The sequence below is a fragment of the Pseudothauera nasutitermitis genome (assembly GCF_004801295.1).
GTDB lineage: Bacteria > Pseudomonadota > Gammaproteobacteria > Burkholderiales > Rhodocyclaceae > Pseudothauera > Pseudothauera nasutitermitis.
In genome coordinates this window covers 201,494-213,912 of sequence record NZ_SSOC01000003.1, presented here as the reverse complement: position 1 = coordinate 213,912, position 12,419 = coordinate 201,494, and the positions used below count along the sequence as shown (strand labels likewise).

Sequence of the window (12,419 nt, the reverse complement as noted above, 5' to 3'; positions counted from 1 at the left end):
TCAAAACGGCCGAAACGGCACACCCCCCTCGGCCACCCTGCGGGGTGGCGGGAGGGGCGCGAAGCAGCATGGGAACCGGCGCGGACGCGCCGCCGGGCAGTCTACTCGCAGCGTGCGCGGCATTCGCCGGTGGCGCAGTCCTCCTCGGCCACGGCGCAGCTCGCGTGTGTGCGGTGGGCCAGCTGGATGCCGCCCTCGTACTCGCACTTCACCAGCGTGATCGAACCGCGCCGCGACACCGACAGGCGCGTGGCACGGGCCTTTGCCGCCTCCCCGGCATCCTCCTCGCAGGACAGATAGCCGCTGAAGCGCCCGTCGGCGGATTCCCACAGCGCGATGTTCTTGAATGCGCGGTAGCTCTCGAATGACGCACACACCTCCGTGTCACGCCCGTACAGGCGGGCGTTGTCGCCGCAGTAGCCGGAATAGGTGTAGCGCAGCTCCTCCAGCGCCGGGCAGGTGGCCACCTGCTTCGCCTGGGCGAGATCGGGGCAGGTCAGCGTTTCGGCCCCGGCGTGCGCCGGCGCGGCGAACGGCAGCGAGGCGAGCAGAAGCAGGGCGAATGGGATGCGCATGTCGTTCTCCGCGAATTGGGCGGAGCACACCCTGCCGCTTCATGGGGGGTGTGGTCATTGATGTGCATCATGGTTTGCGCGGCAAGTGTTACTTCCGCTCCACCGGGGCGGAACGTATCCGCGATGGGCGGAGGTGTCCGTGATCTGCTGCGGCCCAGTTTGCCAGGAAATTGCAATATGGATTTGAAAAATTCAGATACATATCTGCTTCGACTATGATAGGCTGCTCAAAATATACCAAATGGCTCGTTCTTCTGTCTCCAGCGTGCGCATCCTGCTCATCCACCAGAACTTTCCCGGCCAGTTCCGCCACCTCGCGCACGCCTGGTCGCAGCGCCCGGACTGCGAAGTCATCGGCCTCGGGCGGGAAACCGCGCCCGGCATGCCCGGCGTGCGCTGGTACAAATACCGCCTGCACCGCAAGCCACGGGAAGTCCAGCACCCTTACCTGCGCCAGATGGAAGATGCCGTGCTGCACGGCCAGGCCGTCGCCCGCGCGTTGCAGGCCCTGCGTCGGCGCGGCTTTGTGCCGGACGTGGTCATCGCCCATCCCGGCTGGGGAGAAACGCTCTACCTGCGTGAAGTCTTTCCCGACGCCCGCCTGATCCACCTGTGCGAGTGGTACTACGGGGCCCCCGGCGGTGACGTCGGCTTCGATCCCGAATTCCCCGCCACCGAAGACGACCACGCCCGCATGCGCACCTGGAACGCGCTGCACGCCCTCAACCTCACCCACTGCGACGCCGGCGTCAGCCCCACCGCTTGGCAGCGCAGCCGCCACCCGGCCGTCTTCCAGCCAACCATCCAGGTCATCCACGAAGGCATCCAGACCGACCTGCTCGGCCCGGACCCATCCGCCGCCTTCACCACCCCCTCGGGCACCGTGCTCAAGGCGGGCGACCCGGTGATCACCTACGTGGCGCGCAACCTGGAGCCCTATCGCGGTTTCCATCGCTTCATGCGCGCCCTGGAAATGGTGCAGCGCCGCCACCGCAACTGCCACGCCATCATTGTGGGCGGAGACGAAGTGAGCTACGGCAAGCCCCCGCCGGACGCACCGAACTGGCGCGAGAAGATGCTGCAAGAGGTCCGCCTGGACCCGGCCCGCACCCACTTCACCGGCAAACTGCTCCATGCGGCTTATTGCAAGGTGCTGCAGGTCTCGGCCGTCCACGTCTATCTCACCTATCCCTTCGTGTTGTCCTGGTCGCTGCTGGAAGCGATGGCCAGCGGCTGCCTGGTGATTGGTTCGCGTACGGAGCCGGTGGAGGAGGTGATGCGGGATGGCGAGAACGGGGTACTGGTGGATTTTTTTGATACGGAGGCGCTGGTGGAGCGCGTCTGCTGGGGGTTGGAGAAACCGGATAGCTACGTGGGAATTTGTGATACCGCATGTGGAGCAAAGCTCCGATATGGTGCAGGAGAGGGGGTGCTTGGATATGGTCTGCTGGTAGATATATGAAATATGAGAAAAATAAATATGAATTTTACAGTGAATTGTTGGGTTTTTATAGATTTTGGATGATTGTGATCTTTAGATTTGTTTTGATATTTGTTGCAATGTTAATTGCGTGGCCCGCTTTTGCTGATTCAGATGATGGCGAGGGGAGGGACGAAAAAGTGGCGGATGGGTTTGCACGTTGTGCTGCGTACTATTTCTTGAGGTTTGCTGGTGAGGAAGATGGTTCAAAGAAGGAGGGGTATTTGAATATTTCGAAATCCAACTATAACTTCTCCGTTGTTTTTTCAAGTGAGCTGTATGCGAAAAATGCCACACTGATTGAGCGGGACAAAATATTAAAAGAAATTTCTGGTGTTGATGGAAGGTTTATTCATGAATACGCTACGAATATTACCGTTAAATGTGCAGATTTGTTGGTTAAATATATGGATCGGTTAAAGGATAGGGGTGTTTTGTTTAGATAGTTTGTTGTGCTGACTTTTGCTAAAGAGGGATGAGATGGCTTCTTTTAAAGATTTTTGGAACTGGCTGAAAGGGGCTGGTACGACATCTTCGGTACATGATGTCTATGGTTCTTGGAGGGGGTTTGTTAATGCATGTACAGATAATGCTGTTAATTCGACGGCGGGGGCTAAAGATAGTAATGCTTTATGAATTTACTCAAAACAATTGTATTGCGCGATGAATGTCATAATTAATAAACATAGTAGGCTTTCTGCGAAAGAAAATCGGAATAAAAAGGACGCCTTGGAAGCAGAGGAAGGTTGCGATGTGCATGATCGGAAAAGCCTAAGGTCGGTTGATTTGATAGGTGCTGGTTTGTTGTCGGTGATTCTTGTCATGTTGGCTGCTCTGGTGTTATGGGTTGCAGCGCCAAGGAAGTTCGGGTTGATTATCGTTTCTTTGTTGGTTTTGGCGGTTTTTTTTGTTTTTAAGTTTTTGGTGGCTTGGGAAGGTAATTCATCAGGAGATAAGAAATGAGTTCTAATGAAAAGGCTGATTAGCTTGGTGGTGCATGGCTGATGCATGGGTTTCATAAAATGGGATGAGTTGTTACAAATGCGGGCACGATTAGGCTGGGGGTAAGGTAATGACTATCTGTGGGGAATGTGACCGCATGAAGGGGGTTGGATGAGTGTACGCAATGTCAGTAAGAATGAAATAGTGAAGGCTGCTTTATCAGAGCCTTCGCTATTGGTGTGGGTTGTTTTCTCTGAAATCTTTGCTTTGATTATAAAATTTGATTTCGGGGTAAAGCATGTTTTTGATGCCGTATACCACCATGTGGCGGCTGTTGTACCGGTTATAAGGTATGCAGATCCTGCTAATAGTTTCGTCGGTCTAGATGCTGTCCATCACTATGCGGTCATGTGGCTGTTATCCCCGCTCCTGTTTGTATATTTTGTTCTCTTTAGGCGAAACTCTTGGCAGACATTGATGATATGTAAGATGGATAAGACCGTGCCTAATATTATGGATTGGTTTCTTTGTGGGCTCATAGGCGTTGGAATATTATTCTTTCCTGTTTGGGAGGGCGGGCCGGCAAAGTTCATTTTCTTTTCGTTGTTTTCTTTTGCTCTGTTGTCTGCATTGCTTACATGGGTCTTTATGTCAATTCTTTTTTCGTCGTTCATTAGTTTTTTGTCGAACGTCGTTCTGAATAAATGTGCGAAATTTAAAAGGAGCTGATATGAGGCTCTATTTTTATAGATTTTTTGTGGCAATGATGTCTGTTTTTTATTGCATGCCTTCATTTTCTGGAAGTAATGGTGATTGGAAATATATTTCTGAGCTAATAAGGTATGGTTCGTATAAAGAATTCGCTGGGTATATTGAAGAGAAGCCTTATCTAATAAAAGAGGTATATGAGGGGAGGACGGTCTTGGCTGTGGCTGCGTACTGGGGGAGGAAGAGTATGGTTAATTTTTTACTTAGTGCTGGTGCTGACCCAAATGATACTGTGGATTTTGATAAGACACCTCTGAGCTATGCGTTGAGTGGGCTTGGCGGGCCGCATGTGTATTACTCCAGTAATGGAGAGGTGGTGTTGGAAAGGGTGTTTGATTATTTGAATGTTATATTGTCTTTATTGCAAAATGGTGCTGAATATAAGGGTGTCTATAAATTTGGACCATCTGGAATGGTTGTATATGTTTATGATTTAATTATTGAAAGTGTTTGCGATAGCGATATATATCGTAGCGATTTCGAAGGGAAAATTTCTGAAATTTCTCGTGTCATGAATGTGGAGGGTAGGGCGATAAAAAATAGTTTCTATCTGATGCATCTGAAGCGCGTTGGCCAAATAAGCGAGGGGTGTTTTTCGTTGTTTTGGTTTCATTGATTTACTATTTTCACGTTTAGCATAATTGAATGACGGTGCCAAATATGATGGTGAGTAGGTTTGTTGTTTTAATGGTTGTCTGTCAGGCTTTGTTTGCTTGTTCAATTGGAAGGTCAGATTTGGATGTGTATTTCAGTAATATTATTAATGGGCATTCTGGAGGTGTTTTCCCTTACAAAGAAAAAAGAATTGAATTTGTTTGCGTTCTTCAGGCATATCAAAATAGGGTGAAAAGTAAGAAAAATGTAAATTTTGTGGAATTGATAAATGTTGAGTTAGAGAGGGTTGGGTTTGTGGGTTCAGAAGGAAAGTGGCAGTTGGTTATATTGTCAGATGGCAGGATATTTGTTGATGCTGTTGACCGATATGTTGCACCTCTTCATAGCCCTTTGGATGGTAATCAGGGTGAATGGCGGAGTGATGTGGGGAAAAATTCTGAGGAATGTGTTAGCGGGGGAAATGTGAAATTTGTTGTTTTTGTTAATGAACGAACTGAAGAACGTAGAGTAGGTATCGTGTCTAATTAAAGGGGAGGTTGGTGTGTCCTATCTTGATGAGCTTCACAAAATTTCTTCTGAATACGCGGATAATTTCGGGTTGTCTGGTCCGGTCAATGGCGATGCAGATGCATTTCGACATGCTTATTCAAGCGCGCAGATGACTAGGGATTATGGCTACGAGAGCGCATATCATGCAGGTACTTGGTGGGAAATACTTGGATTGATAAATGGAGAAAAAGAAAGCGCGGCAAGAATGGACGCGTGGAATAATTACGTAGGGCGAGAAATAGCCCGGGAGCTTGGTCCTAATGCAACTAACGATCAACTCGCTGATGCAGTACGTAAAGCGTTAGAGGATGGCCGACTTGTGCGCGAGCCGCAGAATGGCTCAGGTGGTCAGCTCTTTGACAAAATAGGGAATGGTATATCCGATGCACTAGACCGCTTCATCGAACGTATAAAAGACCTCTTCAACAAAGCCGAATCCCAAGCCTCTCCGATCATCCTGGACCTAGACGGCGACGGCGTCACCACTGTCTCTAAAACTTCCGGCATCCACTTCGACCATGACAGTAACGGTTTCGCGGAGCTGAGCGGCTGGGTGGGTGCGGGCGATGGCCTGCTGGTCTGGGACCGCAACGGTAATGGCGTGATTGATGATGGGGCGGAACTGTTCGGCAACAACACGCTGCTGTCGACCGGACAGAAGGCGGCCAACGGCTTTGCGGCGCTGCGTGATCTGGACGGTAACGGCGATGGCGTGTTCGATGCCTACGACGTGCTGTGGTCGGAGCTGCGGGTGTGGCGAGACCAAAACCAGGACGGCGTCTCGCAGGCCGATGAGCTGCTGACTCTGGACGAATTGGGTATCGCCTCGATCTATCTTGGCTACACCAACTCCACCTATATCGACGCGCAAGGCAATGCGCACAAACAGGTCGGCAGTTTTACCTGGGCCGACGGCAGTACTGGTACGGCTACCGACGTGTGGTTTTCCGTCGACTATGCGGACACCGTGGAACTGGATCTGATCGAAGTCCCCGAAGATATTGCCGCATTGCCCAACCTGGCTGGTTTCGGCAATGTGCGCAGCCTGCATCAAGCGATGGCACGGGATGAAAGCGGACAGTTGCGTGCTTTGGTCGAGCAGTTCGGGGCAGAAACCGATCCACGTGTGCGTCACCAGCTAATGGAAGAGATCCTGTACGCGTGGACGGGGGCAGGGAACATCGCGGCGAACAGTCGGGGTGCAAACATCGATGCGCGCAAATTGGTGGCTCTCGAAACCTTTTTGGGGGATGGCTACAATCAAACAGGGAGCTGGGGTAAGAATCCGGGACCTCAGGCGGCGCTGGTGCTCGAAGAGGCTTTTCAGACTCTCCATGCCGAGCTTTACCAGGGGTTGATGCGGGGTACACACTTGCAGGCACTGATCGAGCAGATCGGACTGGTCTGGAGCGATGATGGTCTGCAATTCAGTCTTGCGACAGTAGCGGAACATTTGAATGAGCTGTATGCGACAGACAGATTGCAAGCGGTCGGTCTGGCACAATCATTTAGTCATCTGTTATCTGCAGTGGAGGGTATTGAGGGACTGGAAATTGATTCCTTTGTTCATCACTTGGGGGGCTCGGGCAGTTTGTTGGCGGCCGTGGTTTTGGCAGGGAATGCCAAAGTTGTTTATGGAGAGCCAGGGGCTAATGTCAGCGGTACTTCTGCGGATGAAATACTGATAGGGTCTTCGGAAGGTGTAACGCTGTCGGGTGGTAGCGGTCGAGACATAGTGCTTGGAGGAAGTGGCAACGACACGCTGTACGGGGATGCAGGCAACGACACCCTGAATGGCGGTGCGGGCGATGATGTGATCTACGCTGGCGCGGGCAACGACGTGCTGTACGGCGGGGAGGGCAACGACTCGCTGTACGGCGAGGCGGGCAACGATACCCTGGACGGCGGCGCCGGCAACGACTATCTGGTCGGTGGCAATGGGAGTGACACCTATCTGTTCCGGGTGGGTTCGGGCCAGGATAGGGTCTACAACTACGATGCCTCCACGAACCGGATCGACGTGGTGCGTTTCGAGGATGTGGCCTCGGATGGCCTGAGCGGGGTGTTCCGTGCGGGCGACGACCTGATCCTGGCATACGGGGAGTCGGACCGGGTGACACTCAGGAGCCACTACCTGGGAAATTCCTACCAGGTCAATCGGTTCGAGTTCTCGGATGGCAAGAGTCTGACGGTCAATCAGCTGTACGCGGCCTACGATATCCAGTTGAGCGAGGGCAACGACAGCATCACGTTCACGGCGTCGAATGAGCGCATCGACGGCGGTGCGGGTGATGATGTGATCTACGCCGGCGCGGGCAACGACGTGCTGTACGGCGGGGAGGGCAACGACTCGCTGTACGGCGAGGCGGGCAACGATACCCTGGACGGCGGCGCCGGCAACGACTATCTGGTCGGTGGCAATGGGAGTGACACCTATCTGTTCCGGGTGGGTTCGGGCCAGGATAGGGTCTACAACTACGATGCCTCCACGAACCGGATCGACGTGGTGCGTTTCGAGGATGTGGCCTCGGATGGCCTGAGCGGGGTGTTCCGTGCGGGCGACGACCTGATCCTGGCGTACGGGGAGTCGGACCGGGTGACACTCAGGAGCCACTATCTGGGGAGCAACTACCAGGTCAATCGGTTCGAGTTCTCGGACGGCAAGAGCCTGACGGTCAATCAGCTGTACGCGGCCTACGACATCCAGTTGAGCGAGGGCAACGACAGCATCACGTTCACGGCGTCGAATGAGCGCATCGACGGCGGGGCGGGTGATGATGTGATCTACGCCGGCGCGGGCAACGACGTGCTGTACGGCGGGGAGGGTAACGACTCGCTGTACGGCGAGGCGGGCAACGATACCCTGGACGGCGGCGCCGGCAATGACTATCTGGTCGGTGGCAATGGGAGTGACACCTATCTGTTCCGGGTGGGTTCGGGCCAGGATAGGGTCTACAACTACAATGCCTCCACGAACCGGATCGACGTGGTGCGTTTCGAGGATGTGGCCTCGGATGGCCTGAGCGGGGTGTTCCGTGCGGGCGACGACCTGATCCTGGCGTACGGGGAGTCGGACCGGGTGACACTCAGGAGCCACTACTTGGGGAGCAACTACCAGGTCAATCGGTTCGAGTTCTCGGACGGCAAGAGCCTGACGGTCAATCAGCTGTACGCGGCCTACGATATCCAGTTGAGCGAGGGCAACGACAGCATCACGTTCACGGCGTCGAATGAGCGCATCGACGGCGGTGCGGGTGATGATGTGATCTACGCCGGCGCGGGCAACGACGTGCTGTACGGCGGGGAGGGCAATGACTCGCTGTACGGCGAGGCGGGCAACGATACCCTGGACGGCGGCGCCGGCAACGACTACCTGGTCGGTGGCACCGGGAGCGACACCTACCTGTTCGGACGCGGATACGGGCAGGACACGGTGTACGACTACGACACGACGTCAGGTAACGCCGATCGCCTGTTCTTCGGGGACGACATCGCATCCGACCAGCTCTGGTTCAGCCGCAATGGCAATCACCTGCAAGTGAGCGTGATCGGCACCGACGACCAGGTGACGATCAACAACTGGTACTCCGGTTCGGCCTACCGCGTCGAGCAGTTCCATGCTGGTGGTGGGGCGGTGCTGTTGCACGGCCAGGTCGCGGCGCTGGTGTCCGCGATGGCGGCCTTCTCGCCGCCTGCGGCCGGTGAGACCTGCCTGTCGGGGAATTACCGCGAGACGCTCGATGCGGTGATCGCAGCCAACTGGCAGTAGTGCCGAAGGCGCCACGGCGGGCTGCGAGGCCGGCCGTGGCGGTTCCGATTCCCCTCGTTTCGCGCGCAGGTGCCCGCGTTGGGCTCCCTGCGCGCCCCGATACCCGATGACAGAAGAATCCCTCGCCCTTGCGCCGGAGGATGCGGCCAGCGCGCGCCAGCCCGATACGGGTCTGGCCTGCCTGGTGATGCTGGCTCGCTTTCATGGCGTGGCGGCCGACCCGGACCAGTTGGCGCACGAATACGTGGTGGATGGCGCGCCGTTCGGCGTGGCCGAGATCCTGCTGGCCGCGAAGAAGCTCGGCCTGCAGGCCAAGCGCGTGACGACTCCGCTGGAGCGCCTGGCGCGCACGCCGCTGCCGGCCGTGGCGCTGACCGCTGAAGGCGGCTTTGTGGTGCTCGCGCGCGCCGACGAAGACAAGGTACTGATCCAGGACCCCCGTGCCGGGCGCCCGCAGGTGGTGGCGCGCGCGGAGTTCGCGGAACGCTGGACGGGCGAACTGATCCTGTTCACCTCGCGCGCCTCGCTCGCGGGCGAGATGGCGCGCTTCGATTTTTCCTGGTTCGTGCCCGCGCTGGTCAAGCACCGGCGGCTGATCGGCGAGGTGCTGGCGGTGTCGTTCGCGCTCAACCTCTTCGCGCTGGTCACGCCGCTGTTCTTCCAGGTGGTGATGGACAAGGTGCTGGTGCATCGCGGGCTCACCACCCTGGACGTGATCGCCATCGGGCTGCTGGCGGTGTCGGTGTTCGAGGTGTTGCTCTCGGGCCTGCGCAGCTACGTGTTCGCCCACACCACCAGCCGCATCGACGTGGAACTGGGCGCGCGGCTCTTCCGCCACCTGCTGGCGCTGCCGCTGGCCTACTTCCAGGCCCGCCGGGTGGGCGATTCGGTGGCGCGCGTGCGTGAACTGGAGAACATCCGCGCCTTTCTCACCGGCAACGCCATCACCGTGGTGCTGGACGTGTTCTTCTCGGTGGTGTTCATCGCCGTGATGCTGCTCTACAGTGGCTGGCTCACGCTGGTGGTGCTGGCCTCGCTGCCGCTGTACGCGGTGATTTCCCTGTCCATCACCCCGTTGCTGCGCGCGCGCCTGCACGAGAAGTTCAACCGGGGCGCGGAAAACCAGGCCTTTCTGGTGGAGGCGGTATCGGGCGTCGATACGGTCAAGAGCATGGCGGTGGAGCCGCAGATGACCCGCCGCTGGGACAACCAGCTGGCGGCCTACGTGTCGGCGAGCTTCCGCGCCAACACCCTGTCCACCATCGCCCACGAAGGCGTGAATCTGGTGGGCAAGCTGGTCACCGTGGGCACGCTGTGGCTGGGTGCGCGGCTGGTCATCGAAGGCGAACTGAGCGTGGGGCAGTTGATCGCCTTCAACATGCTGGCCGGCCGGGTGGCGCAGCCGATCATGCGGCTGGCGCAGTTATGGACCGATTTCCAGCAGGTGGGCATCTCCGTGCAGCGCCTGGGTGACATCCTCAACACGCGCACGGAACTGGCCACCGGCAACCGCTCGACCCTGCCGCCGCTGGCCGGGCGCATCGAATTCGACCAGGTGCGCTTCCGCTACCGCCCGGACGGCCCCGAGGCGCTGCGTGGGGTCAGCCTGACGATCGCGCCCGGCGAGGTGGTGGGCATCGTCGGGCGTTCCGGTTCGGGCAAGAGCACGCTCACGCGGCTGGTGCAGCGCCTGTTCGTGCCCGAGCGCGGGCGGGTGCTGGTCGATGGCATCGACCTGGCGCAGGCCGACGCCGCCTCGCTGCGCCGCCAGATCGGCGTGGTGCTGCAGGAGAACCTGCTGTTCAACCGCACGATCCGCGAGAACATCGCGCTGGTGGACCCCGGCGCGCCCATCGAGGCGGTGATCGAGGCGGCGAAGCTGGCCGGCGCGCACGACTTCATCCTGGAACTGCCGGACGGCTACGACACCGTGGTGGGCGAGCACGGTGCCACGCTCTCCGGCGGGCAGCGCCAGCGCATCGCCATTGCCCGCGCGCTGATGGGCCAGCCGCGCATCCTGATCTTCGACGAGGCCACCAGCGCGCTCGACTACGAATCCGAACGCATCATCCAGGCCAACATGCGCGCCATCTGCCGCGGGCGCACGGTGATCATCATCGCCCACCGCCTGTCGGCCGTGCGCGGGGCGAACCGCATCGTGGTCATGGACAAGGGCGAAATCGTCGAAACCGGCACGCACGACGAACTCGCCGGGCTCGAAGGCGGGCGCTACGCGCATCTGCTGGCCCTGCAGGGAGGTGCCGGATGAAGCCGCGCCTGCAAGCCCTGCGCGATCTGTTCGCGCGCTACCGTGCGGTGTTCGGCCATGCCTGGCGCCACCGGCACCAAATGGACCCACCCGCGCGCCTGCCGCACGAAGCGCGCTTTCTGCCCGCCACGCTGGCGCTGCAGGAGACGCCGGTGCACCCGGCGCCGCGCGTGGCGATGGGGCTGATCCTGCTGTTCGCGCTGCTCGCCTTGCTGTGGGCGGTGTTCGGCCACGTGGACGTGGTGGCCACGGCCGCCGGCAAGATCGTGCCCGACAGCCGCAGCAAGGTGGTGCAGCCGCAGGAAACCGGGACCATCCAGGCCATTCACGTACGCGATGGGCAGGTCGTGCGTGCGGGCGAGCTGCTGATCGAACTCGACGCCACCTCGGCGCTTGCGGATGTGGAGCGTTTGCGCAGCGACTTGCTGTCCGCATTGCTTGAAAGCGTGCGCAATGCGGTGCTGCTGGGGGCGCTCGAGAATGGGGGGCGGCTGGAGCGGGAGGCGCTGGAGTCCGCCCTGCCGGCAGACTTGGACGCGCCACGCAGGGAATCCGAGTACCGTCTGGTGAGTGGCACGCATGTGGCCCATGCTTCTGCGCTGGCCCAGCTCGACGCCGAAGTCACGCGGCGGGAGGCCGAGCGGCGGGCCACACTGGCCATGGTCGAGAAGCTGCGGCAGACTCTGCCGATCGTCGAACAACGTGCGCGCGACTACCGGGACCTGATGGAAAAGCGCTTCGTCTCGCGCCACGGCTACCTGGAACTGGAGCAGGCGCGCATCGAGCAAGAGCGCGATCTGGCCGCGCAGCGCGAGAAGCTGGCGGAAATCGCCGCATCGCGGCTGGAGGCCGAGCGGCAGAGAGCGCGCCTGGAGGCGGAAACGCGACGGGAATGGCTGGAAAACCGCAAGGCGGCCGAGGAGCGTGCGGCGGCCCTGGCGCAAGAACTGGTCAAGGCGGAAAGCCGGGGGCGCCTGATGCTGTTGTCTGCGCCGGTGGATGGGCGCGTGCAGCAGTTGGCGGTGCATACCCTGGGTGGGGTGGTGACCCCGGCACAGCCGTTGATGGTGATCGTGCCGCTCGACAATCCGCTGGAAGTCGAAGCCCTGGTGCCGAACAAGGACATCGGCTTCGTGCATGCTGGGCAAGAGGTGGAAATCAAGGTGGAAACCTTCCCGTTCACCAAGTACGGTACGCTGGCCGGCCAGGTAATCGATGTTTCGTCGGATGCCATCCAGGACGAGAAGCTCGGCCTGGTGTTCGCCGCGCGGGTGCGTCTGGAGCGCGACACCCTGTGGGTGGATGGCCGCGAGCTGCGGCTGTCGCCGGGCATGGCGGTGACGGTGGAGGTGAAGACCGGCACGCGGCGCTTGATCGAGTATTTCCTCGGGCCGCTGCTGCGCTACGCCGACGAAAGCCTGCGCGAGCGGTGAAATGAAAAAGGCCCGGCAA

General features: G+C 58.6%; 9 protein-coding genes. 8 read left to right on the top strand and 1 reads right to left on the bottom strand.

What is annotated here, in order from left to right; translation table 11 throughout:
• Positions 1-101 precede the first annotated feature (101 nt).
• Positions 102-575, bottom strand: coding sequence for a hypothetical protein (locus E6C76_RS08275; protein WP_136347771.1), 474 nt, complete (start codon positions 573-575; stop codon positions 102-104).
• Between the two features lie 241 nt (positions 576-816).
• On the opposite strand from E6C76_RS08275, the gene E6C76_RS08270 reads away from it, so the two are divergent.
• From E6C76_RS08270 to E6C76_RS08230, 8 genes are all read left to right on the top strand, one after another.
• Positions 817-2,037 carry a glycosyltransferase family 4 protein gene (locus tag E6C76_RS08270; protein ID WP_136347770.1) on the top strand — a complete coding sequence of 407 codons (1,221 nt, stop codon included), beginning with the start codon at positions 817-819 and terminating at the stop codon, positions 2,035-2,037.
• Positions 2,034-2,501 (top strand): hypothetical protein, encoded by a 468-nt coding sequence (locus E6C76_RS08265; protein WP_136347769.1) that lies wholly within the window; start codon positions 2,034-2,036, stop codon positions 2,499-2,501. Before E6C76_RS08270 ends, E6C76_RS08265 begins: the two co-directional genes overlap by 4 nt.
• Before the next feature lie 217 nt (positions 2,502-2,718).
• Positions 2,719-3,018, top strand: coding sequence for a hypothetical protein (locus E6C76_RS08260; RefSeq protein WP_136347768.1), 300 nt, complete (start codon positions 2,719-2,721; stop codon positions 3,016-3,018).
• Between the two features lie 709 nt (positions 3,019-3,727).
• Positions 3,728-4,381, top strand: a complete 654-nt coding sequence (locus E6C76_RS08250; RefSeq protein ID WP_136347766.1) for an ankyrin repeat domain-containing protein — start codon at positions 3,728-3,730, stop codon at positions 4,379-4,381.
• Between the two features lie 29 nt (positions 4,382-4,410).
• Complete coding sequence (locus E6C76_RS08245) at positions 4,411-4,908, top strand: hypothetical protein (RefSeq protein WP_136347765.1); 498 nt, start codon at positions 4,411-4,413, stop codon at positions 4,906-4,908.
• 13 nt (positions 4,909-4,921) lie between these two features.
• Complete coding sequence (locus E6C76_RS08240; RefSeq protein ID WP_136347764.1) at positions 4,922-8,698, top strand: calcium-binding protein; 3,777 nt, start codon at positions 4,922-4,924, stop codon at positions 8,696-8,698.
• A gap of 106 nt (positions 8,699-8,804) precedes the next feature.
• Complete coding sequence (locus tag E6C76_RS08235; protein ID WP_136347763.1) at positions 8,805-10,967, top strand: type I secretion system permease/ATPase; 2,163 nt, start codon at positions 8,805-8,807, stop codon at positions 10,965-10,967.
• On the top strand, positions 10,964-12,400 hold the full coding sequence (locus E6C76_RS08230; RefSeq protein WP_136347762.1) for an HlyD family type I secretion periplasmic adaptor subunit: 1,437 nt from the start codon (positions 10,964-10,966) through the stop codon (positions 12,398-12,400). Before E6C76_RS08235 ends, E6C76_RS08230 begins: the two co-directional genes overlap by 4 nt.
• Positions 12,401-12,419 lie beyond the last annotated feature (19 nt).